General features: G+C 73.4%; 23 protein-coding genes. 9 read left to right on the forward strand and 14 right to left on the reverse strand.

Annotation, left to right across the window (positions count from 1 at the left end; all coding sequences use genetic code 11):
- Positions 1 to 181 precede the first annotated feature (181 nt).
- Positions 182 to 676: a DUF3145 domain-containing protein gene (locus ACH4TP_RS15890; RefSeq protein WP_041129084.1), complete on the forward strand. Its 495-nt coding sequence runs from the start codon at positions 182 to 184 to the stop codon at positions 674 to 676.
- A gap of 251 nt (positions 677 to 927) precedes the next feature.
- On the opposite strand, the gene fabF is transcribed toward ACH4TP_RS15890, so the two are convergent.
- The 5 genes from fabF to fasR form a co-directional block, all read right to left on the reverse strand.
- Positions 928 to 2,190 (reverse strand): beta-ketoacyl-ACP synthase II, encoded by a 1,263-nt coding sequence (gene fabF / locus ACH4TP_RS15895; RefSeq protein ID WP_389238830.1) that lies wholly within the window; start codon positions 2,188 to 2,190, stop codon positions 928 to 930.
- 79 nt (positions 2,191 to 2,269) lie between these two features.
- Positions 2,270 to 2,518, reverse strand: a complete 249-nt coding sequence (locus tag ACH4TP_RS15900; RefSeq protein WP_389238828.1) for an acyl carrier protein — start codon at positions 2,516 to 2,518, stop codon at positions 2,270 to 2,272.
- Positions 2,519 to 2,578: 60 nt separating this feature from the next.
- The gene (locus ACH4TP_RS15905) at positions 2,579 to 3,610 is read right to left on the reverse strand and encodes a ketoacyl-ACP synthase III (RefSeq protein WP_389238826.1); all 1,032 of its coding nucleotides are present in this window, start codon (positions 3,608 to 3,610) and stop codon (positions 2,579 to 2,581) included.
- A gap of 18 nt (positions 3,611 to 3,628) precedes the next feature.
- Entirely contained in the window at positions 3,629 to 4,546 is a 918-nt protein-coding gene (locus ACH4TP_RS15910; protein WP_398178255.1) for an ACP S-malonyltransferase, read from the reverse strand.
- An 89-nt stretch (positions 4,547 to 4,635) separates the two neighbouring features.
- Positions 4,636 to 5,817: a fatty acid biosynthesis transcriptional regulator FasR gene (gene fasR / locus ACH4TP_RS15915; protein ID WP_389238822.1), complete on the reverse strand. Its 1,182-nt coding sequence runs from the start codon at positions 5,815 to 5,817 to the stop codon at positions 4,636 to 4,638.
- Between the two features lie 70 nt (positions 5,818 to 5,887).
- On the opposite strand from fasR, the gene ACH4TP_RS15920 reads away from it, so the two are divergent.
- Positions 5,888 to 6,556: a pirin family protein gene (locus ACH4TP_RS15920; protein ID WP_389238820.1), complete on the forward strand. Its 669-nt coding sequence runs from the start codon at positions 5,888 to 5,890 to the stop codon at positions 6,554 to 6,556.
- 4 nt (positions 6,557 to 6,560) lie between these two features.
- Here ACH4TP_RS15920 and ACH4TP_RS15925 read toward each other — a convergent pair whose 3' ends face one another.
- On the reverse strand, positions 6,561 to 7,733 hold the full coding sequence (locus tag ACH4TP_RS15925; RefSeq protein WP_398438202.1) for an Ig-like domain-containing protein: 1,173 nt from the start codon (positions 7,731 to 7,733) through the stop codon (positions 6,561 to 6,563).
- A gap of 208 nt (positions 7,734 to 7,941) precedes the next feature.
- On the opposite strand from ACH4TP_RS15925, the gene ACH4TP_RS15930 reads away from it, so the two are divergent.
- From ACH4TP_RS15930 to ACH4TP_RS15950, 5 genes are read left to right on the forward strand one after another with little or no spacing between them, the layout of a single operon-like run.
- On the forward strand, positions 7,942 to 9,129 hold the full coding sequence (locus ACH4TP_RS15930) for a lipid II:glycine glycyltransferase FemX (protein WP_398438204.1): 1,188 nt from the start codon (positions 7,942 to 7,944) through the stop codon (positions 9,127 to 9,129).
- Complete coding sequence (gene murJ, locus ACH4TP_RS15935) at positions 9,126 to 10,745, forward strand: murein biosynthesis integral membrane protein MurJ (protein ID WP_398178245.1); 1,620 nt, start codon at positions 9,126 to 9,128, stop codon at positions 10,743 to 10,745. Before ACH4TP_RS15930 ends, murJ begins: the two co-directional genes overlap by 4 nt.
- A gap of 51 nt (positions 10,746 to 10,796) precedes the next feature.
- Positions 10,797 to 11,480 carry a response regulator gene (locus tag ACH4TP_RS15940; protein ID WP_389238812.1) on the forward strand — a complete coding sequence of 228 codons (684 nt, stop codon included), beginning with the start codon at positions 10,797 to 10,799 and terminating at the stop codon, positions 11,478 to 11,480.
- An 8-nt stretch (positions 11,481 to 11,488) separates the two neighbouring features.
- Positions 11,489 to 13,060 (forward strand): ATP-binding protein, encoded by a 1,572-nt coding sequence (locus ACH4TP_RS15945; RefSeq protein WP_398438207.1) that lies wholly within the window; start codon positions 11,489 to 11,491, stop codon positions 13,058 to 13,060.
- The gene (locus tag ACH4TP_RS15950; RefSeq protein WP_398438209.1) at positions 13,057 to 13,659 is read left to right on the forward strand and encodes a hypothetical protein; all 603 of its coding nucleotides are present in this window, start codon (positions 13,057 to 13,059) and stop codon (positions 13,657 to 13,659) included. Before ACH4TP_RS15945 ends, ACH4TP_RS15950 begins: the two co-directional genes overlap by 4 nt.
- A gap of 23 nt (positions 13,660 to 13,682) precedes the next feature.
- Here ACH4TP_RS15950 and ACH4TP_RS15955 read toward each other — a convergent pair whose 3' ends face one another.
- Positions 13,683 to 14,513 (reverse strand): serine hydrolase domain-containing protein, encoded by an 831-nt coding sequence (locus ACH4TP_RS15955; protein ID WP_389238808.1) that lies wholly within the window; start codon positions 14,511 to 14,513, stop codon positions 13,683 to 13,685.
- Positions 14,514 to 14,564: 51 nt separating this feature from the next.
- Here ACH4TP_RS15955 and ACH4TP_RS15960 point away from each other — a divergent pair, with 51 nt between their 5' ends.
- Together ACH4TP_RS15960 and ACH4TP_RS15965 are read left to right on the forward strand one after the other, a co-directional pair.
- Positions 14,565 to 14,975, forward strand: coding sequence for a MerR family transcriptional regulator (locus ACH4TP_RS15960; protein ID WP_398178236.1), 411 nt, complete (start codon positions 14,565 to 14,567; stop codon positions 14,973 to 14,975).
- Positions 14,972 to 15,994 carry an aldo/keto reductase gene (locus tag ACH4TP_RS15965; protein WP_398438211.1) on the forward strand — a complete coding sequence of 341 codons (1,023 nt, stop codon included), beginning with the start codon at positions 14,972 to 14,974 and terminating at the stop codon, positions 15,992 to 15,994. The genes ACH4TP_RS15960 and ACH4TP_RS15965 overlap by 4 nt, the downstream gene beginning before the upstream one ends.
- 3 nt (positions 15,995 to 15,997) lie before the next feature.
- Here the strand turns inward: ACH4TP_RS15965 and ACH4TP_RS15970 are convergent, their stop codons facing one another.
- The 7 genes from ACH4TP_RS15970 to ACH4TP_RS16000 form a co-directional block, all read right to left on the reverse strand.
- Entirely contained in the window at positions 15,998 to 17,194 is a 1,197-nt protein-coding gene (locus tag ACH4TP_RS15970) for an acyltransferase (protein ID WP_398178232.1), read from the reverse strand.
- A complete protein-coding gene (locus tag ACH4TP_RS15975; protein WP_398438214.1) occupies positions 17,191 to 18,171 on the reverse strand; it encodes an alpha/beta hydrolase in 981 nt (326 codons plus the stop codon). Before ACH4TP_RS15975 ends, ACH4TP_RS15970 begins: the two co-directional genes overlap by 4 nt.
- Before the next feature lie 175 nt (positions 18,172 to 18,346).
- Entirely contained in the window at positions 18,347 to 19,024 is a 678-nt protein-coding gene (locus tag ACH4TP_RS15980) for a response regulator (RefSeq protein ID WP_389238798.1), read from the reverse strand.
- Positions 19,021 to 20,340: a sensor histidine kinase gene (locus tag ACH4TP_RS15985; RefSeq protein WP_398438216.1), complete on the reverse strand. Its 1,320-nt coding sequence runs from the start codon at positions 20,338 to 20,340 to the stop codon at positions 19,021 to 19,023. Before ACH4TP_RS15985 ends, ACH4TP_RS15980 begins: the two co-directional genes overlap by 4 nt.
- Before the next feature lie 493 nt (positions 20,341 to 20,833).
- The gene (locus ACH4TP_RS15990) at positions 20,834 to 21,760 is read right to left on the reverse strand and encodes a DUF4429 domain-containing protein (RefSeq protein ID WP_398438217.1); all 927 of its coding nucleotides are present in this window, start codon (positions 21,758 to 21,760) and stop codon (positions 20,834 to 20,836) included.
- A 74-nt stretch (positions 21,761 to 21,834) separates the two neighbouring features.
- Positions 21,835 to 23,046, reverse strand: coding sequence for an alpha/beta hydrolase (locus ACH4TP_RS15995; protein WP_389230513.1), 1,212 nt, complete (start codon positions 23,044 to 23,046; stop codon positions 21,835 to 21,837).
- 51 nt (positions 23,047 to 23,097) lie between these two features.
- Positions 23,098 to 23,736: a TetR family transcriptional regulator gene (locus ACH4TP_RS16000; RefSeq protein WP_389230553.1), complete on the reverse strand. Its 639-nt coding sequence runs from the start codon at positions 23,734 to 23,736 to the stop codon at positions 23,098 to 23,100.
- Between the last annotated feature and the right edge of the window lie 107 nt (positions 23,737 to 23,843).

Here is a 23,843-nt window from a genome sequence, read left to right on the forward strand (position 1 = left end):
ATGACGGTGCGGCACGGTAGCTTTTCCCCCGTCGAACCAGAGGCGCCTTCGCCGACCGGCTCCGGTAAATTACATCACGTCACAAGCTGTCCCCTTTTTGAGGGTTTGCGATGTTCTGCTCCTGATGCTGTTTACTGAGGCCGCTGGGCAAGGCGAACCTCGTCCCACACTGGAGGTCCCGGTGACGACACGTGGAGTCCTGTACGTACACTCCGCACCGCGCGCGCTGTGCCCGCACGTCGAATGGGCGGTCGCGGGCGTCCTCGGTGCGAGGGTCCAGCTCGACTGGATCCGGCAGCCGGCGTCCCCCGGCACCTGGAGAGCCGAGTTCTCCTGGCAGGGCCAGACCGGCACCGCCTCCAAACTCGCCTCCGCGCTCCGCGGCTGGCAGATGCTCCGCTTCGAGGTCACCGCGGAACCCTGCCCCACCGCCGAGGGCGAGCGCTACAGCGCCACCCCCGACCTGGGCATCTTCCACGCCGTCACCGGCATGCACGGCGACATCCTCATCCCCGAGGACCGCCTCCGCGCCGCCCTCGCCCGCTCCGCCCAGGGCGAGACCCAACTCGAAGCCGAGATCGCCAAACTCCTCGGCAAGCCCTGGGACGACGAACTCGAACCCTTCCGCTACGCCGGCGAAGGCGCCCCCGTCCGCTGGCTCCACCAGGTCGTCTGACGCCCTTCCCAGGCATGCACGGCGAAGGCCCGCCCCCGTGCCGGGGGCGGGCCTTGCTGTTCGGGTGGGCGTCAGACGGTGCGGAACGCCAGGACCACGTTGTGGCCACCGAAGCCGAACGAGTCGGCCCCTCCCTCGTGCGCCCCTCGCACCGCTTCGCGGGCTTCGGAGCGCTGTGCCGGACTCCGTCCGGCGGGTACGGCGAAGGCCCGCCCCCGTGCTGGGGGCGGGCCTTGCTGTTCGGGTGGGCGTCAGACGGTGCGGAACGCCAGGACCACGTTGTGGCCACCGAAGCCGAACGAGTTGTTGATCGCGGCGATCGTGCCCTGGGGGAGTTCGCGGGGCTCGTCGCGGACGATGTCGGCGTCGACGTCCGGGTCCAGCTCGTCGACGTTGATCGTCGGCGGGGCCAGGCGGTTGTGGAGGGCGAGGACCGTCGCGACGGTCTCGATGCCGCCCGCGCCGCCGAGGAGGTGACCGGTCATGGACTTGGTCGCGGAGATCGCGACGTGGTCCAGGTCGTCGCCCAGGACCTTCCGCAGCGCCTTGATCTCGGCGACGTCGCCCTGCGGCGTCGACGTGGCGTGCGCGTTGAGGTGGACGACCTCGGACGGCTTGAGGTCCGTGGAGTCCAGCAGGTTCTGCATCGCGGCGGCGATGCCCCGGCCGGTCGGCTCGGGCTGCGCGATGTGGTGGCTGTCGGCCGACAGGCCCTGGCCGAGCACCTCGCAGTAGATGCGGGCGCCGCGCGCCTTCGCGTGCTCCTCGGACTCCAGGATCACGACACCCGCGCCCTCGCCGAGCACGAAGCCGTCGCGGCCGGTGTCGTAGGGACGCGAGGCCTTCGTCGGCTCGTCGTTGCTCTTGGACATCGCCATCATGTTGGCGAAGGCGGCGATCGGCAGCGGGTGGATCGCGGCCTCGGTACCACCGGCGACGACCACGTCGGCACGGCCGGTACGGATCATCTCGACGGCGTAGCCGATCGCCTCGGCACCCGACGCGCATGCGGAGACGGGGGTGTGGACGCCCGCCCGGGCGTTCACCTCCAGGCCCACGTTCGCGGAGGGGCTGTTGGGCATGAGCATGGGCACGGTGTGCGGGGAGACGCGGCGTACGCCCTTCTCCTTGAGCACGTCGTACTGGTCGAGCAGCGTGGTGACACCGCCGATGCCGGAGGCGATGACGGAGCCGAGCCGCTCGGGCGCGATCGTCTCGTCCTCACCGGCCGGGGCGGTGTAGCCCGCGTCGGCCCAGGCCTCGCGGGCCGCGATCAGCGCGAACTGCGCCGAGCGGTCCAGCTTGCGGGCGAGCGGGCGGGGCAGCACGTCGCCGGGGTCGACCGCGGCGAGCGCCGCGATCTTGACGGGAAGTTCGGCGAAACGCTCGCCCTCCAGGGGCTTGACGCCGGAGCGCCCCGCGAGAAGACCTTCCCAGGTCGACGCGGAGTCGCCACCCAGCGGTGTGGTTGCGCCGATACCGGTGACGACCACGGTGCGATTGGTCGAGCTCACAGGAATTCGTTCTCCATGTGTGTGATGGTCGGAATGCGGCGCCACCGCCGGGTGGCGTACCGAGTCAGCGGGGACCGAATCAGTCCTGGTGCTTCAGGATGTAGCCGGCCGCGTCGCCCACGGTCTTGAGGTTCTTGACGTCCTCGTCCGGGATCTTGACGTCGAAGCGCTCTTCGGCGGCGACGACGACCTCGACCATGGACAGCGAGTCGACGTCCAGGTCGTCGGTGAAGGACTTGTCCAGCTGGACGTCCTCGACCGGGATGCCGGCGATCTCGTTGACGATCTCGGCGAGGCCCTCGACGATCTCTTCCTGGGTGTGAGCCATAGTGGCGCTCCTTCTTGCGGTTACTTCGGTAAAGGGGGCTTCCGGAGGAATCCGGTGTGCCTAGGGGAGAGTAACGACCGTCGCGGCGAAGACGAGACCCGCCCCGAAGCCGATGACGAGCGCGGTGTCACCGCTCTTCGCCTGCCCGGTCGCCAGGAGCCGCTCCATCGCGAGCGGGATCGAGGCGGCCGAGGTGTTGCCGGTGGTCTCCACGTCACGGGCGACCGTGACGTGCTCCGGCAGCTTCAGAGTCTTCACCATCGAGTCGATGATCCGCATGTTCGCCTGGTGCGGGATGAAGACGTCCAGGTCGTCCGCCGTGATGCCGGCGCGGTCCAGCGCCTGCTGGGCGACCTTCGCCATCTCGAAGACGGCCCAGCGGAAGACCGCCTGGCCCTCCTGCGTGATGGCGGGGAACTTGATCTCGCCCTGCTCGTTGAGCGGGAGGTTCGAGACGTCGCCGGCGTGGAACTCGTTCCACGGCACGGTCTGCTTGATCGTCTCGGACTTGTCGCCCTCGGATCCCCAGACGGTGGGGCCGATGTGCGGCTCGTCCGAGGGGCCGACGACCACGGCGCCGGCGCCGTCGCCGAACAGGAAGGCCGTCGCGCGGTCCTCCAGATCCGTCAGGTCGCTGAGCCGCTCCACGCCGATGACGAGGACGTACTCCGCCGAACCCTCGACGATCATGCCCTTGGCGAGCGTCAGGCCGTAGCCGAAGCCCGCGCAGCCGGCGGAGATGTCGAACGCGGCCGGCTTGCCGGCGCCGATCTTGTCGGCGATCTCGGTGGCGACGGCCGGGGTCTGCTTGAAGTGCGAGACCGTGGAGACGACCACGGCGCCGATCTGCTCGGGGGTGATCCCGGCGTCGGCGATGGCCTTGCCGGAGGCCTCCACCGACATGGCGGTGACGGTCTCCTCCGGGGAGGCCCAGTGGCGGGTGGCGATGCCGGAACGGGAGCGGATCCACTCGTCGGACGAGTCGATCTTCTCGAGGATCACCTCGTTCGGCACGACCCGGGTGGGGCGGTAGCCGCCGACACCGAGGATCCGTGCGTACGGGGCGCCCTTGCTGGGCTTGATCTTCGACATGTTTCTCGACACTCCTTGTCAGACGGCCGCGTGCTCGGCGATGAGCGTACGGGCCGCGTCGAGGTCGTCGGGAGTCTTGAGCGCGACGGTGGCCACGCCCGGCAGGGCCCGCTTGGCGATGCCGGTCAGGGTGCCGCCGGGGCACACCTCGATCAGCGCGGTCGCGCCGAGGGACTGGAAGGTCTCCATGCACAGGTCCCAGCGGACCGGGTTCGCGACCTGGCCGACCAGGCGGGCCACGACCTCGGCGCCGTCGGCGACGACCTGCCCGTCCTTGTTCGAGACGTAGCGGGTGGCCGGAGTGGCCGGGGACAGCTCCTTCGCCGCCTCCGCCAGCTTCTCCACGGCCGGGGCCATGTGGTGCGTGTGGAAGGCGCCGGCGACCTTGAGCGCCACGACCCGGCGGACGCCCTCGGGCTTGTCCGCCTCCAGGGCGGCCAGCTGCTCCAGGGTGCCGGCGGCCACGATCTGGCCCGCGCCGTTCACGTTGGCGGCGGTCAGGCCGAGCTTCTCCAGGTGCGGGACGGTGACTTCGGGGTCGCCGCCGAGCAGTGCCGACATGCCCGTCGCGGTGATCGCGGCGGCCTCGGCCATCGCGAGGCCACGGGTGCGGACGAGACGGAGCGCCGCCTCGTCGGAGAGGACGCCCGCGAAGGCGGCTGCGGTGAACTCGCCCACGCTGTGACCGGCGACGACGCCGGGCGTCACGTCACCGAGCGCGGCCGCGGACAGCAGGCCGGCGGCGACGAGGAGGGGCTGTGCCACGGCGGTGTCACGGATCTCGTCCGCGTCCGCCTTCGTGCCGTAGTGGACGAGGTCGAGCCCGATCGCGTCGGACCAGGCCGCGAGGCGGTCGGCGGCGCCGGGGAGTTCGAGCCAGGGGGTCAGGAAGCCGGGCGTCTGGGCGCCTTGGCCGGGAGCGACGAGTACGAGCACCCTCACACCTTCTCTTGGGGACGGCTCCGAGCGCCCGTGGGGACAAGGACGAAGAACCGTCGGGGGATTTGTTGGTGTTCGACAAAAGTCTAGGACTGCTGATCTCCGTCGGCCAAGCGTCCCAGGATGAGGGCGATCCGCAGCGTGAACGCGGAGCGAACATCGGAGGGTGACCATCCGGTGACGTCGGTCACACGTCGAAGCCGGTAGCGCACGGTGTTCGGGTGGACGAAGAGCATGCGGGCCGCGCCTTCCAGGCTGCTCGCCTGCTCCAGATAGACACTGAGAGTTTCGAGCAGCGCCGAGCCCGCCTCCTCCAGCGGTCTGTAGATCTCCTCCACCAGCTGCTCACGCGCCGAAGGGTCGGAGGCGATGGCGCGCTCCGGGAGGAGATCGTCCGCCAGAACCGGGCGCGGGGCGTCCTGCCAGGCCGAGCAGGCCTTGAGGCCGGCCGCCGCCGCCTGCGCGGAGCGGGTCGCGGCGAGCAGGTCGGGGACGACGGGCCCGGCGACGACGGGCCCGGCCGCGTACGGCCCGATCAGCGCCTTCGCGACGGCCAGCGGGTTGTCGTTGCCGCCGGCGATGACGACGAGCCGGGTGCCGAGGACGCCGGTGAGGACCTGGAGCTTGGCGTGCCGGGCGGCCCGGCGGATCGCCTCCACGGTCAGCTCGCTGTCCCCGTCGGGGGCGGTGCCGAGGACGACGCACACGTGCTCGGGCGAGTTCCAGCCGAGGGCGGCGGCCCGGGAGACGGCGCCTTCGTCGGCCTCGCCGGAGAGCACCGCGTTGACGACGAGCGACTCCAGGCGCGCGTCCCAGGCGCCCCGGGCCTCGGCGGCCTGCGCGTACACCTGGGCGGTGGCGAAGGCGATCTCCCGGGCGTAGACGAGGAGCGCCTCGCGGAGCACGGACTCGTCGCCGGGGGCGGCGACCTCGTCGATCGCCGACTCCATGACCTCGATGGTCGTCCGGACCATCTCCACGGTCTGGCGCAGGGTGATCGCCCGGGTCAGCTCGCGGGGGGCGGTGCCGAAGACGTCGGTGGAGATCGCCTGCGGGGTCTCCGGGTGCCGGAACCACTCGGTGAACGCGGCGATGCCGGCCTGGGCGACCAGGCCGATCCACGACCGGTTCTCGGGCGGCATCGCGCGGTACCACGGGAGCGTCTCGTCCATGCGGGCGATGGCACCGGCGGCGAGCCGCCCCGACGACTGTTCGAGGCGCTTCAGGGTCGCGGCATGCGGATGGGCGGCGTTCACGGGTTCAGGCACGGGACAAGACTGCCTTATCGGAACGCGGGCGTGCGGGGGCGGGGGCGTTTCCCCGGGCTACGGTACGTCCGTGATAAGCATCCAGCGCGCCGGCGAGCGCTACCCCGGGGGCGACCCGGCGGCCGGGATCGAGACCCGGCACGCCCTGTCCTTCGGGCCGCACTACGACCCCGACAACCTCCGCTTCGGCGCGCTCCTCGCCGTCAACGAGGAGCGGCTCGCGCCCGGCGCGGGCTTCGGCGAGCACCCGCACAGCCACACCGAGATCGTGACCTGGGTCGTCGAGGGCGAGCTCACCCACCACGACACGGCCGGACACACCACGACCGTCCGCCCCGGCGACCTCCAGCGGCTGAGCTCGGCGGGCGGCGTCCGCCACGTCGAGCGCAACGACGGCCCCGCCCCGCTGGTCTTCGTCCAGATGTGGCTCGCCCCCCTGACGCCGGGCGGGGACCCCTCGTACGAGGTGGTGCGCGGCCTCGGCGACACGTACGACCTCCCGGCGGCGGACGCCCGCCTGCACGTCCACCGCCCCCGCGCGGGGGAGCGGACGGCGCTCCCGGCCGCGGACTTCGCGTACGCGCACGTCGTACGCGGCGGGGTGCGGCTCGACGGCGAGGAACTCGGTCCGGGCGACGCGGCCCGGCTCACCGGCACCGGGGGGCTCGAACTGACCGCCACGACCGACGCGGAGGTCCTGGTCTGGGAGATGCGGGACTGGCGCAGGGCCCTGGGCTGACCCTTCAGCCCAGCGCGCTCTTCGCCTTCCACTGCTCCCAGTTCAGGTTCCACGCCCCGTACCCGTTGCCCTCGGCGACGGTGCCCTTCGTCTCGCGGCCCTTGATCTCGAAGGGGTCGCCCACGTTCACCGAGGCGTAGAACGAGGCCGCGTTCTCGTCGCTCATGCCGATGCAGCCCGAACTGTGGTTGGCCTTGCCGAAGTACGCCGCGTTCCACGGGGCCGCGTGCGCGTACATGCCCGACCAGGTCAGCCGCATCGAGTAGTCGACGTCCTTGTCGTACGCGTCGCCGAGGCCGACCGTCTCCGAGTTCATGTTGATGGTGCCCTCCTTCGCCATCAGCACGGCCGTCCCCCGCCAGGACCGCTTGTCGCCGCCGGGGGTGCCGCCGGAGACGGGGATGGTGCGGACCGTCCGCCCGTCCCGCTCCAACCTCAGCTGATGGGCGTCGAGGTCGACCTTCACGACCTGCGCCGCGCCGATCGTGAAACCGGTGCGGTAGTCCCGGACGAACCAGCCGCCGCCCGAGTCCGTGCCGTCGAGGTCCGCTTCGAGGGTGACCCTCGTGCCCGGCTTCCAGTACTCCCGGGGCCGCCAGTCCACCCTGTCCCGGCCCGAGTAGTCCTTGACCCAGCCCCAGGAACCCTCGGTGCCGTTCGAGGTGGTCACCTTCAGCTGCCTCTCCACGTCCGCCTTCTTCGTGACCGGCAGGTCGAAGACGATGGAGAGGGGGTGGGCGATGCCGACCGTGGTGTTCTTGCCGGGGGCCAGGGTCACCTTGTTGACCTTGCCGGGTGCCGGGGTGGCGAAGGACGACCGGGTGGTCGACTCCTCGCCGCCGGCGGTACGGGACGTCACCTCGACCGTGTAGGAGGTGCCCGGCACCGCCTTGCGGTCCGAGGTCCAGCGCGTCCCGCCCGCGCCCGTACGGCCCTCCAGGACACCGCCGTCGGCGTCGACGACCCGTACCGCCGTGAGCGTGCCGCCGGACGCGGCCACCGTCACCGGGCTGCCCGCCGCCCTCCCCACGACCGTCACCTTCGCCGGGGGCGCCCCGGCCGCGCCGGACCCCGTCCCGGACGGCTTCCCGTCCGCCGCCTGGGCGGTGCAGGCGGTGAGGGACACGGTCAGCGCGATGGCGGCCAGGGCGGGACGGGATGTGCGTATCGGCAGCACGGAAGACCTCCGCGTGGTGAGGGTTCGGGTGGGATGTCCTGGACTGTAGGCCGCTTCCGCACCCCCGCGGGGCGCCGTACGCCTCTGTGACGAGGGCTGCGGCACAACGGTCACCGTCCGGTCACAATCACCGCGCGCACCCGTCGAATTCGGCTGTGAGCCTGCTGTGCGCCCCACCACCGAGGGGCGGAACAAGGAGGCTCCCGTTGTGTCAGCGCTGCTCGTGACGGCCGCACCCACCGACCGCCGCGCCCCCGTGGGACCGGTCAGGCTCGGACCCGTGACCCCCGAGGCGTACCGCGCGTTCCTCGCCTCCCGGACCGGCGCGGACGGCCCCAGCTTCCTCCAACTCCCCTCCTGGGCCCAGGTGAAGGACGGCTGGAGCCACCAGCTCATCGGCTGGGGCCGGGAGGGCGAGGAGCTCTCGGGCGTCGCGCTCGTCCTCCTGCGGCCCTTCCCCGGCACCCGGAAGCACTTCGCCTACCTGCCCGAAGGACCCGTCGCCGACTGGGCCGACCCCGACCTCGACGGCTGGCTCTCCCCGCTCCTCGGCCACCTGCGCTCCCTCGGCGCCTTCGCCGTCCGCATGGGCCCCGGACCCGCCTACCGCCGGTGGAACGCCGCCACCGTCAAGGCCGGCGCCGGGCCGGGACGCCGGCTCTCCGACGTCCTCGCCGACGAGGTCGACCCGCTGGGCACCGCCGTCGCCGAACGGCTCCGCGCCCGAGGCTGGCGCAAGTGCGGCGGCGACTCCGAGGACGGGGCCGACGCCCAGCCCCGCCACGTCTTCCAGGTCCCGCTGGCCGGCCGCAGCACCGACGACCTGTGGACCGGCCTCAACCAGGAGTGGCGGCGCAACGTCCGCAAGGCCCGCAAGTCCGGCGTCGAGGTCGTCGTCGGCTCCGCCGCCGACCTCCCCGAGTTCTACCGGCTGCTGCGCGTCACGGAGGAGCGCGACGGCTTCCGCCTCGGCCGCTCCCTCGCCTACTACGAGCGCCAGTACGCCGTCCTCAACGCCGAGCAGCCGGGCCGCATGAAGCTCTACCTCGCCCGCCACGAGGGCGAGGTCCTCGCCGCGCACACCATGGTCGCCGTCGGCGGCCGCGTCTGGTACCAGACCGGCGCCTCCGCCGACCACCGCCGCGAGGTCCGGCCCTCCAACGCCCTCCAGTGGCGCATGATGCTCGACGCTCACGCCCTCGGCGCCGCCGTCTACGACCTGCGCGGGGTACCCTCCACCCTCGATCCGGACGACCGCGCCCACGGGCTGCTGCGCTGGAAGCTCGGCACGGGCGGACAGGTCGTCGAGACGCTGGGGGAGTGGGAGATGCCGATGCAGGGCACGACCAACGGGGCGCTGTACCGCGCCTTCCAGGCCTATCTGGCCCGTCGATGACGGCCACGCTCACCGCGCCTTCGGAGCCTTCGGAGCGGAAGAAACCCTCCGCCCTCCGCAGCGGCGCCCTCATGGCCGCCGGCTCGCTCGTCTCCCGCGCCACCGGCTTCGTCCGCGCCTCCGTCGTCGCCGCCGCGCTCGGCGCGGGACTCGTCGCCGACGGGTACGCGGTCGGCAACACCGTCCCCACCATCGTCTACATGCTCCTCCTCGGCGGCGCCCTCAACGCCGTCTTCGTCCCCGAACTGGTCAAGGCCGCCAAGGAACACGAGGACGGCGGCGCGGCCTACACCGACCGCCTCCTCACCCTGTGCGGACTGGCCCTCGTCGCCCTCACGGCGGTGGCGGTGTCCGCCGCGCCACTGATCGTCGACACGTACACCGACTACGCGGGCCCGCAGCGGGACATGACCGTCGCCTTCGCGCGCGCGTGCCTGCCGCAGATCCTCTTCCTCGGGCTCTTCACCCTGCTCGGACAGGTCCTCAACGCCCGGGGCCGGTTCGGCGCCATGATGTGGGCCCCCGTCCTCAACAACGTCGTCGCCGTCGCCGTCTTCGGCCTCTTCCTCGTCGTCGGCGACGGCGGGGAACTCACCCCCGGCGAGACCGCCCTCCTCGGCTGGGGCACCACCGCCGGCATCGCCGTCCAGACCCTCGCCCTGCTGCCCTCGCTGCGCGCCGCCGGCTTCCGCTGGCGGCCCCGCCTCGACTGGCGCGGCAGCGGCCTCGCCGCCCCGCTGCGCTCGGCGGGCTGGCTGGTGCTGCTCGTCCTCACCAACCAGGGCGCGTACTGGGTGACGACCTGGCTCGCCACCTCGGCGGGCGCCGACCCGGACGTCAGCGGCGGCGGCCTCGCCGCGTACAACAACGCGTACCTCCTCTGGACCGTCCCGCACGGCATCGTCACCGTCTCCCTCGTGACGGCCCTGCTGCCCCGGATGAGCGGCGCGGCGGCCGACGGCGACCTCGCGGGGGTCCGGCGGGACGTCTCGTACGCCCTGCGGACCAGCGCGGCGGCGGTCGTCCCGGCGGCCTGCGCGCTCCTGGCCCTCGCCGTCCCGCTGATGACGGTGGTCTTCGGGTACGGGGCGACCGGCGGCGACGACGTGCGCGCGATGTCCTGGACCCTCATGGCCTTCGCGCCCGGCCTGGTCGCCCTCTCCGGCCAGTACGTGTGCACCCGGGCGTTCTACGCCCTGCGCGACACCCGCACCCCCTTCCTCCTGAACCTGGTCATCGCCGCCCTGAACGCCGGTCTCTCGTACGCCGCCTACCAGCTCCTCCCGACCCGCTGGGCCGTCACGGGCATGGCCGCGGCGTACTCGCTGGCGCTGTGGGCGGGCTGGGCGGTCACGGCGTACGCCCTGCGGCGACGGCTGGGGGGCGCCTCCGGCGGGGCCCTCCCGGCGCTGGCGCGGCTCCTCGTCGCCGCCGTACCGGCCGCCGGGTACGGGCTGTTCGTCGCGGACGGCTCCATGGCGGCGGGCCCGGTGGTGGCGGGCCTCGCGGGAGCCGCCACGATCCTGGCCGTCTTCGCCCTCCTGGCCCGCCCCCTCCGCCTCACGGAGGTCCAGGCCCTCCTCGCCTCGACCACGGCCCGCCTCCGCCGTACCTGACCCGCCCCGCCCCGCGGGGGCCGCCCGTACCGACCTTGGGATACTCCACACATGCCGCGCGTGCTCCTGATAGAAGACGACCCCTCCGTCCGCGAGGGCGTCGAGCTCGGCCTGCGCCGCCGGGGGCACGAGGTGCGCACCGCCCCCACCGGCGAGGCGGGGCTCGCCGCGCTCGGGGAGTTCCGGCCGGACCTGCTGCTCCTCGACCTGATGCTGCCCGGCATGAACGGCGTACAGGTCTGCCGCCAGGTCCGGGAGAGCAGCCAGCTGCCGATCATCATGCTCACCGCGCGGGGCGACGACTTCGACGTCGTCGTCGGCCTGGAGGCCGGGGCCGACGACTACATCGTCAAGCCCGCCCGTACGGAGGTCATCGAGGCCCGGATCAGGGCCGTGCTGCGGCGCATCGAGGAGCCCGGCACCGGCCGGTCCGCCGTCGAGTTCCACGGGGAGCTCGCCATCGACCGGGCGGGCCTGACCGTCGCCAAGGCGGGCGAGCGCGTCGCCCTCGCCCCCTCCGAACTGAAGCTGCTGCTGCACCTCACGGCCGCCCCCGAGCAGGTCTTCAGCCGGCAGCAACTCCTCGAACACGTCTGGGAGCACAGCTACCACGGGGACGCCCGGCTGGTGGACGCCTGCGTCCGCCGGCTGCGGAACAAGATCGAGGACACCCCGGGCGAACCCCGGTACATCCAGACCCTGCGGGGCTTCGGCTACCGCTTCGGCCCGCTGTGAAGGCCTGCGTGAGCCCGGAACCGGGCACGGAACCGGGCACGGGCGCGGAGCCGGGCGCGGGCGAGGGCAGGGACGCGGGCTCCGCGCCGGGCTCGGCGCCGGGCTCCGCGCCGGGAGGAAGACGGGCCCGCCGCCGGGCCCGCGCCCCCCGCCCGCGCCCCTTCGGCCTCCGCACCCGCCTCGTCCTCGCCTTCCTCCTCGTCGCCGCCGTCGGCTGCGGCACCACCGCCGCGCTCACCTACCGCGCCGCCCGCAACGCGATCCTGGAGCAGACCCAGGACACCGCCGTCTCCGCCCTGCGCGACCAGGTCGACCCGCTCGTCGTCAGCCTGCCCGTCAACCCCGGCAACCTGCGCGAGGTGGCCCTCGGCATCGCCCGCCAGGGCAAGCCCCGCCCCTGGCGGGTCTACGCCGAGTACGGCACGGTCCGCGTCTCCTCGACCGACCGCCCCACCTCCTCCGTCATCACCCCCGAACTGCGGGCCCGCGCCCAGGCCCGGCAGGCCACCCCGCACGGCAGCTTCCAGCGGGTCGTGAAGAACGGCACCCCGTACCTGACCATCGCCATGCCCGCCGTGTTCCGCACGCATGCGACCGAGGGGACCGCCCAGCCCACCGGCCTCGTCTTCTACGCCGTCATGGAGCTCGACGACGAGGAGGCCAACATCGAGGCCCTGGTCACCGCCGCCCGCGACGGCGCCCTCCCGGCCCTGGCCGTGGCCCTGATCCCCGCGCTGATCGCCTCGCGCGGCGTGCTCCGCCCCGTACGGGAGCTGCGGCACGCGGCCCACAGCATGGGCCGGGGCCGGCTCGACACCCGCATCCACGCCAAGGGCAGCGACGAACTCGCCGACCTCGCCCGCACGTTCAACGAGTCCGCCGCCGCGCTGGAACGTTCCGTCACGGAACTCCGCAACGCCGAGGCCCGCGCCCGCCGCTTCGCCTCCGACGTCTCGCACGAACTGCGCACCCCGCTCGCCGGAATGCTCGCGGTCACCGAGGTCCTCGACGAGGACGCCGGGAGCCTCGACAGCGACACCGCCCGCGCCGTCCGGCTGATCAGCACCGAGACCGGGAAGCTCGCCGTGCTCGTCGAGGACCTGATGGAGATCTCCCGCTTCGACGCCCGCGCCGCCGAGCTCCACACCGACGAGGTCGACGCCGCCGACTGCGTCCGCAAGACCCTCCAGCACCGGCACTGGACCGATCCCGCCCAGGTCGTCCCGTACCTTGAGGAGGGGATCAGGGCGCGGCTCGACCCGCGCCGCTTCGACGTCGTCGTCGCCAACCTCGTCGGCAACGCCCTGCGGCACGGGGCCGCGCCGGTGACGGTCAGTGTGTACGCGGAGGGGGACGAGCTGGTGACGGAGGTCGCCGACCGGGGGCCGGGCATCCACCCGGACGTCCTGCCGCACGTCTTCGACCGCTTCTACAAGGCGGACCGGGCCAGGACCCGGTCGGCGGGCAGCGGCCTCGGTCTGGCGATCACCCTGGAGAACGTCCGGCTGCACGGCGGCACCGTCCAGGCCGCCAACGGCCCGGCGGGCGGGGCGGTCTTCACCGTACGGATGCCGCTGTGAGGCGCTGGAAGGCCGCGGCGGCTCTCCTCACCCTGGCGTCGCTCGCCGCCTGCGGCATCCAGGAGAGCGACGTCGTCGAGGCGGGCGGCGCCGCGACCGTCGCCGTCGCCCCGGCGCCCGAGTTCCGGATGGTGCTCTACTTCCTCGGGCCCGGGGGGCAGCCGGTCCCGGTGGTCCGCGAGGTCGGGCAGCCGGTCCCCGGCACCGACGCGCTCGAAGCCCAGCGCCTGAAGAGCAAGTGGACGGGCTCCGGGCAGCAGCCGTACGAGCAGAGCGGCACCGCGGCCTTCACCGACATGGTGATCGCCGCCCTCCTCGCGGGACCGGCCGAGGCCGACACCGCCGCGGGCCTGACCACGGGCCTTCCCGCACCCGGGAAGTCCTGGAAGACGCCGCACACCGAGGCGGTCGGAGGCCTGACCCCGGAAGGCCGCCGGACCATCCGGATCCGGCCGCCGTTCCCCGTCGGGAACCTGCCGGACGCGGCCGTCCAGCAACTGGTGTGCACGGCCGCGTACGCGGCGGACCACGGGGGCGAGGTCGACGTGAGCCTCATGGGCACCGACGGCACGCTCCCGGCGACCCGCTGCGACACCTAGGGACCCGGGGCTCGTCCTCCGGATCAGGCCGCGCGCAGGTCCGCGAGCACCGCGTCCGTGAACGGCGGCCAGGCCTCGACCGCCCAGGCTCCGAAGGGCCGGTCGGTGAGGGCCACGCACGCGGCCCGCGCGTCCGGGTCGATCCACAGGAAGGTGCCGGACTGCCCGAAGTGCCCGAAGGTGCGCGGCGAGGAGCTGGCGCCCGTCCAGTGCGGGGACTTGCCGTCGCGGATCTCGAAGCCGAGCCCCCAGTCGTTCGGCTTCTGGTGCCCGTAGCCGGGCAGGATGCCGGTCAGCCCGGGGTATGCGACGGTCATCGCGTCCAGGACGGTCCGCGCGTCGAGCAGCCGCGGCGCCTGCACCTCGGCGGCGAACCGCACCAGGTCGTCCACGGTCGACACGCCGTCCTTCGCGGGCGAGCCCTCCAGGGTCGTCGACGTCATGCCGAGGGGCTCCAGGACCGCCTGGTGCAGATACTCGGCGAAGGGGATGTCGGTGGCCTTGGCGACGTGGTCGCCGAGCGCCTCGAAACCGGTGTTGGAGTAGATCCGGCGGGTGCCCGGAGCGGCCATCGCCCGGTTCTCGTCGAAGCCGAGACCCGAGGTGTGGGCGAGGAGGTGGCGGACGGTCGCGCCCTCGGGCCCGGCCGGCTCGTCGAGGTCGATCGCCCCCTCCTCGTACGCGACGAGGACCGCGTACGCCGCGAGCGGCTTGGTGACGGAGGCGAGCGGGAAACGCCGCCCTGTGGGGCCGTGGGACCCGGCCAGGGTGCCGTCCGCGCGGACGACGGCGGCCGCCGCGGTGGGGACGGGCCAGTTCTCGATCGACGCCAGGCTCGGCACGCTGCTCTGCATGGGGCCGAGCCTACTTGCTTGGAGTGCACTCCAACGTTTTAGCGTGGGGTCATGAGCGTGATCGAGAGCACGACCGGGCTTGCCGGGAAGGACCGCTACACGATCAGCGAGGTGGCGGCCATCACCGGCCTCACCGCGCACACCCTGCGCTGGTACGAGCGGATCGGCCTGATGCCGCACGTCGACCGTTCGCACACCGGCCAGCGCCGCTTCACCGAGCGCGACCTGCACTGGCTGGCCTTCGTCGGCAAGCTGCGGCTGACCGGGATGCCGGTCGCCGACATGGTCAGGTACGCGGAGCTGGTGCGCGAGGGCGAACACACCCGGGACGAACGGCGGGAGCTCCTGGAGTCCACCCGGCGCGACGTCCTCGCCCGGATCACCGAGCTCCAGGACACGCTCGCCGTGCTCGACATCAAGATCGGCCATTACGGGACCGCAAGCGGAGGAACACCTTCATGACCAGCGTGACCAGGATCGACACCGTACGCCTCGGCCAGGGCGGACCCGAGATCGGCGTCCAGGGCTTCGGCGCCATGGGCATCAGCGAGTTCTACGGGGACACCGACGAGGCGGCGGCCCGCGACACCCTCGACGCGGCCCTGGAGGCCGGCGTCACCCTGATCGACACCGCCGACATCTACGGCAGCGGCGCCAACGAGGAGTTCCTCGCCCCCTTCCTCGCCGCCCACCGCGACGAGGTCACCCTCGCCACCAAGTTCGCCATAGAGCGCCGCGCCGACGACCCCACGTACCGCGGCGTCCGCAACGACCCGGCGTACATCAAGAAGGCCGCCGAGGACAGCCTGCGCCGCCTCGGCATCGAGACCATCGACCTCTACTACATGCACCGCCGCGACCCGGAGATCCCCTTCGCCGAGTCCGTCGGCGCGATGGCCGAGCTCGTCCAGGAGGGCAAGGTCCGCTTCCTGGGCCTGAGCGAGGTCACCGGGCCCGAGCTGCGCGAGGCCCACGCGGTGCACCCCATCGCCGCCCTCCAGTCGGAGTGGTCGCTCTTCTCCCGGGACGTGGAGCGCAGCGCCGTCGGCGCCGCCGCCGAGCTCGGCGTGACCTTCGTGCCGTACTCGCCGCTCGGCCGGGGCTTCCTGACCGGCGCGTTCGCGGACGCGGGCAAGGACCTGTCGGGCGGCGACTTCCGCAAGTACCAGCCCCGCTTCACCGGCGAGAACGCCGAGCGGAACGCCGTCCTCCTCGACCCGGTCCGGAAGATCGCCGCCGCCCACGGCGCGACCCCGGCCCAGATCGCCCTCGCCTGGGTGCAGCAGCGCGCCGCCGTCCACGGCCTCACCGTCGTCCCCATCCCCGGCACCCGCAAGCGCTCCCGCCTCCTGGAGAACGCGGCCGCCACCCGCATCACCCTCACCGCCGCCGAACTCGCCGAACTGGAGCCGATCGCGGGCCTCGTGGCGGGCGACCGCTACCCGGACATGAGCTCCACGTCGGCGGCCCGGGAGGTCTGACATCTAGGCCAGTCCCAGGGCGAAGACCGCGAACCCCGCCGCCAGGACACCCGCCAGGGCGCGCCTGGCGGTGCCGGTCTTCGCCCACGGGGACTCGAAGACGCGCGCGTACCGGCCGATCAGGACGAGGAGCCCGGCGAAGACCGGCATCCAGGCCAGCCGGGCGAGGATCCAGCCGACCGAGTCCGGCGCGCCGACCAGGCCGGCGACCCCACCGGCGTACGAGGCGGGGATCGCGGCGGTCAGCATCGCCGTCTGGTGCCAGCACAGGACCGTCATCGCGGACAGGTTGATCACGACGACCGGCGCCCACAGCGCGGGCCGCTTCAGGAGCCGGCCGAGCCGGTCGCGGAGCAGGATCGCCGCACCGCTCTGCGCGGCGGCCAGGGCGAGGACGAGCAGCGACGGCGGGTGCGAGTTGGTGCGGGCCTCGCCGGGCACGCCGACCATCGACGCCGGGTAGCCGAAGACGAGGAGCAGGGCCGCGAAGAGCGCGGCGCCGCCGAGCAGCAGCCCCCACGCGTGACGCCGGCCGACCCGGCCCTCGCCCCAGGAGACGCCGAGCTGGTACGCGAACAGCCAGCCGGGCAGGATGTTCAGCAGGCTCAGCCAGGACGGCACGGCGTCCGCGTACGGCCCGTACCGCAGGAAGTCGACGACGGCGACCGAACCGAGCAGCGGCGCCGCGGCCCACACCCCGAGACGGCGGGCCGCCCGCACGCACAGCGGGGTCAGCGCGGTGACCACCGTGTACACCCCGACGAACCACAGCGGCTGGATCACCAGCGTGGAAGCCGTCCGCAGCGTGTCCACGGGCACCCCGAGACCGAGGTGCAGCACGGGCAGCAGCGCCGCCCACACGGCGGTCACCCCGAGCACCGGACGCCCGAGCCGGGCGAGCCGGCCCCCGAGCCACGCGCGCGTGGAGCCCTTCCGCCGCCGGTACGACAGCACCGACGCGTACCCGCCGACCAGGAAGAAGATCCCCAGCATCTGGAGGACCCAGCTGACGGGCGCGAGCCCCGCGAAGGCGCTCAGCGGGCTCGCGTTGTGGATCGCGCCGTCGGCGGAGAGCGTGAACCCCCCGAGCAGCCAGTGCCCGGTCGGCACGGCGAGCAGGGCGAGGGCGCGCAGCCCGTCGACCGCCCGGTCGCGATGGGCGGGCGTGGACGCCTCGATCTTCCGGACCAGGGCCTTCATCGGACGTCCCCCTCGGCGATGCGGGCGAACGCGCGGAGCGAGGAGGTGCCGGGCGCGAAGTAGCCGCCGTGCCCGGCGGCGTCCCCGGCCGGGATCCGGCGCGCCCCGAAGGCCGGGTCGGTGGGGTCGGCGCCGTGCCCGAGCCCCGCGAACTCGACGTTCGGGACCCGGTCGATCCAGTCGGTGGGATCCTTCGCCGCCCAGACCCGGGCGGAGGTCCCCAGCTCGGAGACGTTCTCGGCGCGCATCCCGGGGGAGCCGAAGACCACCAGGTCCTTGGCCTTCAGCCGGTGGGCGGCGAGCCCGCAGACGACGGAGCCGTAGCTGTGGCAGAACAGGGACGGCTCGGCGGCCCCCACGGCCGCCAGCCCCTCGGTGAACCGGGTCAGGCGCTCCGCCCCGGCCTCGGCGAGCCGGCCGGTGGCCGCGTCCAGGCCGACGCCGACGGGCGTCGTGTACCCGGCCCAGGCGACGACCGCCGTACGCCCGCCGGTCGCCCGCCGCAGCTCGCCCGCCATGTCGGCGAGCGGCTTCACGTGGTCCGCGTCGACGTCGGAGCCGGGCACGATCACGGCCACGTGCTCGGCCCGCGCCAGGTCCCCGTACACCAGGGCCACCTGCCCCCGGCCGCGCGGATCGTGGGCGAGGACCCGAGCCCCGCCGAACTGCCCCCGCACGGACCGCGCGTTGGCCTCGTACCGCAGCTCCAGGGGCGCCCCGTCGAGGTTCCCGACGACCGTCGGGTGCGTCCGGGCCAGCTCCTCCCGCCGTACGGGACCCAGCCCGGCGAAGAACCGCGCGACCCCGGCCGGGTCCATCCGCCCCGGGTCCGGCAGCCCCGCGGCGAGCCACGCCGCGGTCCCCGCCGGCGCCCCGGTCACGGCCTCCTGGCCGCTCCCGGACGCCCATCCGGCCGTCCCGGCGATCACACCGGCCACCACGGCCGCGGTGGTCAGGGTCCTCGAAATGCGGCGCATCGGCCCGCCCTCCCTCGCTCTCGTCGTCAGCGGGAGGAAGGTAGGAAGACGAGGGGTGACGGCACGTCACGCCGGGGAGCCAACTCTCCCCTGATACCCGGGTAGGGGGTGGAGGAGCAGACAACCCGAGGGAGGGGGTGGGGTTTTCCCCCGGGGGCCGGCGGGAGTGCTCGCTCTAGGCGCCGGGCGTGACCAGGCCCGACTCGTACGCGAAGACCACCGCCTGCGCCCGGTCGCGCAGGTCCAGCTTGGCGAGGACCCGGCCGATGTGGGTCTTCACCGTCTGCTCGGCGAGGACCAGGCTGTCGGCGATCTCCTGGTTGGACAGGCCCCGGGCGATCAGCTCCAGGACCTCCGTCTCGCGCGGGGTGAGCCCGTTGAGGCGCAGCGCCGTGGTGTCCCGGCGGGGAGCGGGCCGAGAGGCCGCGAAGTCGGCGATGAGACGGCGGGTCACGGACGGGGCGAGCAGCGCCTCGCCCGCCGCCACCACCCGTACCGCCGCGATGAGATCGGCCGGCGGCGCGTCCTTGAGGAGGAAACCGGAGGCGCCCGCGCGCAGCGCCTCGTACACGTAGTCGTCGACGTCGAAGGTGGTCAGCATCAGCACCTTCGGCAGGTGCGTGACCCCGATCGGCGGGTGCAGGATCTCCCGGGCGGCGGCGAGCCCGTCCAGCTCCGGCATCCGTACGTCCATCAGGACCACGTCCGGGTGCGCCGAGCGCGCCACCTCCACGCCCTGCCGCCCGTCCGCCGCCTCGCCGACCACGTCGATGTCGGGCTGCGCGGCGAGGAGCGCGGCGAAACCGGCCCGCACCATGGCCTGGTCGTCGACGATGATCACGCGGATGGTCACTCGGTGTCCTTCGTACGCAGGGGGAGCCTGGCCGCGACCCGGAAGCCGCCGTCCGGCAGCGGCCCGGTGTCCAGCGAGCCGCCGGTCAACCGTACGCGCTCCCGCATCCCGACGAGCCCGTGGCCGGTGCCGGGGACGCCCCGCTCGACGGAGGAACGCTCCTCCAGGGAGGGCCCGTTGACGACGAGAACGGTCAGCCACCCCTCCTCGGCGCGCACGGAGACACGGGTCGAGGCCCCGGGCGCGTGCCGCACGACATTGGCCAGGGCCTCCTGCACGATCCGGTACGCGGACAGGTCCACCGCCTGCGGCACGTCCCCGAGGTCGGCGGCGAGCCGCAGTTCGGCCGGCACGCCCGCGCGTACCGTCGCCTCGACGAGCTGCTGCACCCGGTCGAGGCCCGGCTGCGGGGCCCGCTCGCCCTCACTGCCGTCACTGCGGAGGACGGAGAGCAGCCGCCGCATCTCGGCGAGCGACTCGCGGGCACTCGCCGCGATCGAGGTGAACTCCTCGCGGGCGGCCTCGGGCAGTTCGGGAATGCGATACGGGGCGGAATCCGCCTGCACGGTGATCACGGACATGTGATGCGCCACGACGTCGTGCAGCTCGCGCGCGATCCTGGCCCGCTCCTCCAGGAGCGTCCGGCGGGCCCGCTCCGCCTCGCTGATGGTCTCCTGCTCGGCCAGCCTCCGCTGCGCGTCGCCGCGGGCGCGGATCGCCGAGGTCAGCAGCAGCAGCACCCCGCTCAGGACGAGCAGCAGCAGGTGCAGGCTGGTGAACCGGGCGGGCCGGAACGCCTCCAGCGCGAACCCGGCCGCACCGGTGGTCAGCCACACCCCGAACAGCGCCCGCCGGGACTCCCGCAGCCCCAGCGCGACCATCAGGGCGCAGTAGCCGATGACCACCGGCGGCGTCCACGGCCACATCTCCGCCTTCGGTCCGTCCGAGCCGAGCAGCACGAGCGCCCCGAAGACATCGGCGGCGAAGACGATCCACCAGGCCTGGAGCGGCCGGGTCACGGCGAGCAGCATCGGCGCGGCCTGCGCGGTGCCGAGCGCCCCGGCAAGGGCCCCGTTGACCCCGTAGTCATTGATCAGCAGCAGCACCGTGGAGGGCAGCAACGCCGCCCCGAACGCCACCGCGACCACATACGGCAACAGCCGCACCCACCGCCCCGACGCCCCCGCCAACAGCGCCTCCCCAGGCCTGCTCGGCGTCGTCAGCGCCGCCCCCACCCCCTGAACCATCCCCCCGACCCGACGCCGGACCCCCGACCACAACTCAGCAAGCGACCCCAGCCGCGATACCCCAGCCATGATCCCTCACCCTAAGCACCCCCTCCCCCTCAGCCGTCACACCGAGGACCGGACTGCCCTGTACTACCGGGGTATGACCCCCCACCCCCGCTCTGGGCCCGCGCCCGCTGGGGCGGTACCCACCCGCCGCCCCCGTTGTGGGCAATCGTTCCGCCGGGGCGGTGCCCACCCTCAACGGCCACCGCCCCCCGTTGTGGGCAATCGTTCCGCTGGGGCGGAACGGGTGGGCACAACGGACCCGCGCCCTGCCGGCGCCAGAGGCTTACGCGCCTGAACCCGCACCCGGTGCACAGCGCACAACGGGTGCGGGTCCAGGCAACGGAACGCGGAGGCGCCGCTAGAGGGCGCCGTCCCGTGTGCCCACCCGTCCCGCCCCAGCGGGACGATTGCCCACACGGCAGCGGGGGCGAAGCCCCAGGCGGGTGCGGCCCCCACACGGGCGCGGGGGCGAAGCCCGGGGGAAGCGCACCGCCCCGGAAGGGCGCGGGACCGCTCAGAGCTCCGCCAGCAACTCCGCCTTCTTCGCCGAGAACTCCGCATCCGTAACCAACCCCGCCCGATGCAACTCCCCCAAATGCCGAATCCTTTCAGCCACCACCCCCGGCTCCCGCCGCCCCGCCGCAACGGACACGGACACAGGCACCGGCGCCGGGACGGGCACCGGCACCCGATCCCTGTCCCGGATCGCCGCAAGCACCGCCGCCGCGAAGGTCAGCGACTCGTACACCGGCCCGTAGCGCCCGAAGACGACGCACGCCGGGTCCTGATCGGGCCGCTCGACGGGGGACGGGGGCCCGCCCCGGGACACCAGCCGCAGGTACCCGTCGACCCCGTCCGGCGAGCGCCATTCGACCCCGCAGAGGTCCCGTACGGGAAAGACCTGGTCGCCGGCCTTCCACTTCTCGGAGGACGCCCCCGTCCGGGACCAGCGGAACGCGACCTCGGAGGTCCCGTCGAAGCAGGCCTTCCCGTCGTACGCCTTGAAGGACTGCGGCCCCGACGGCGGCGCCACCAGGAACCGGTCGGCGGGCGCGACGCCCTCGAAGGCCCCGTCGTACCCGGCGGCCCCCGCGGCCCCCGGGCGCGACGCGAGGAGCGCCTCCAGCTCGTCCCGGTAGCGCCCGGCGAGCGTCTCGCGTTCCGCCGGAAGCACCAGGCGGTACGGATCGCTGCCCTCCTTGAGCTGCCCCGCGGCCGCGTCCATCAGCGGATCGGCACCCGGTCTCGGCACGGCGTGCAGCACGACGGTGCCCCGCTTGCCGGGCGTGAGCGTCACCGACGCCAGCGCCTCGTGCGGTACCCGTCTCTCGCGCAGCGCGGAGTACAGCTTCGGTGTACGGATCCCCCGGTCGAAGCGGATGACGAGGGCGTCGCTCTCGAGCTCCCAGGTGGCATGAATTCCGGCCAGCACATCACCCATACGCCTCATCGTAAGCGGCGTGTGCTCGTGCGTCGCCCCTGTGAAAGGTCCCGAAATTGCGTGATCTACGCGCGTCAGGGCCCTTCCGCGCCGGATATTCCGTCGTGGCAAGCGCTGTCGGCACGTGCGCAGACCAGCCGCGGGTAGTCCCCGACGCCTATCGCGGCGAAGTTGCCGAGGCTCTCCGTCCCGGGCTCGAAGTAGCCGCTGTGGCCGAGCGCCCCGCGCGCGGAGAGCAGCCGGGCGCCGAACTCCGGCGCGACCGGGTCCGCGCCGTGCCCGACCCCGCCCACCTCCAGGTGCGGCACGTCCGCGATCCAGTCGTCGGCGTCCCGCATGGCCCACACGCGCGCGGGGCTGTCGAGTTGGGCCGCCCGCTCGACCCGCATCCCGGGGCTGCCGGCCACGGCGACGTCGGTCACCCGGTCGGGCAGCCGCGGGGCGGCGACGCCGCAGAGCACGGAGCCGTAGCTGTGGCAGAAGAGCGCCACGCGCGCGCGTGGGGGCAGCGATTCGGTGAGGCCCACCAGGCGTACGGCTCCTTCCTCGGCCAGTCGGCCGGTCATGGCGTCGATGCCGACCCCGACGGGCGCGGTGTAGTCGGCCCAGGCGATCACGGCCACGCGCGCGCGGGGCGCGGTCCGCCGCTCGGCCGCGTAGAGGGCCTGGGCCATGCCGGCGGGGGCGCCGTACCGGCCGTGGGTCTTCTGGAAGGTGAGCAGGTTGGTGTCGACGCCGGGCACGATCACCGAGACGCGCCGGGCGTGCTCCAGGTCCCCGAGGACCTCGGCGGTCCGTCCCGCACCGGACGGGTCGAAGGCGAGGACCTGGCGCCCGGGCCGCAGCAGCGAGGCGAAGCGGTCGACCCGGCGCCGTGCCTCGTGCCGGCCCTCGGGGGAGAGCCTGGTGTCGTCGACCCGGCCGCGCTCGGCGGCGTACGCGCGCGTGAGGGTGATCCGGTTGGCGCGGTAGCGCAGGGCGACCGGGGCGCCGTTGAGGTTGCCGACGACGAGCGGGTGCCGGGCGGCGAGCAGGGCGGAGTCCGCCGGGCCGAGTCCGGCGAAGAAGGCGGCGACGGTACGGGCCGGGGCGGCGGGGTCGGGCAGCGGCCGGTGGTCGATCCGGTCCCGCGCCCAGGCGGCGAGTGCGGCCTCCCGGGACGGCCAGGGCATGGGCCGGTGCCGGATCGTGGTCCACCCGGTGGTCGCGAGGAGGACGAGCACCACGGCGAGCACGAGGAGCGTGCGCGTGGCGACGAGGGAGGGCGAGGCATCGGCGGAGGTCACGGGCGGCCACCCTACGGGGCGGGGGTGACGGCACCGGACCTGCGGGGGGTATTAGCGCTCCCGGTCCCGCCAGTACGGGGCGAGCGCCGGGCCGAGGTGGTCGAGGTACTCCTCGGTGAGCGCGCGGATGGCCTCCAGGCTCTGGTCCGTGCCCCGGCCCCACATCTGGCCGGTCACCCGCATCACGCCGCTGAACGCCGCCACCGCGATCCGGGGGCGCGGGTCCTCGTCGACGTCGAGGCCCTCGCGCGCGGCGATGATCCGGGCGATGGTCTCCTCCGTCTCGGTGGAGCGGCGCAGATGGACGGCGAGCAGCGCCGGAGTCGACTCGATCATGCGGTACGCGCGCAGGTACAGCTCGACGGGGACGACCTCGGCGATCGCCTCGCCGATGGTGTCCCAGGCGCTCAGGACGGCGTTGCGCATCGCGTCGAGGGGGGCCTCGTCCGGGGGCCGCCGCCCGAGGGCGCTCACGAAGCGCTCCTCCACCATCTGCTGGACGGCGAAGGCGACCTCCTCCTTGGAGGAGAAGTACCGGAAGAAGGTGCGCTGGGAGACCTCCACGGCGTCGACGATCTCGTCGACGGTGGTCCGCTCGTACCCGTGCTCGGTGAAGAGCTCCAGAGCGACCCGGGTCAACGCGTCGCGCGTGCGCTGCTTCTTCCGCTCGCGCAGTCCGGGCGGGGACACGGGCACGGTCACGTAGGGGTCCTCTTTTCCGGCATTTCGTCCTGCTCAGCGTACCTGTGAGTTACGTGACAGTTACCGACGCATGAATGGCTTTGTCAATTGTCAGT

Source organism: Streptomyces sp. NPDC021012, assembly GCF_044333355.1.
Classification (GTDB): domain Bacteria; phylum Actinomycetota; class Actinomycetes; order Streptomycetales; family Streptomycetaceae; genus Streptomyces.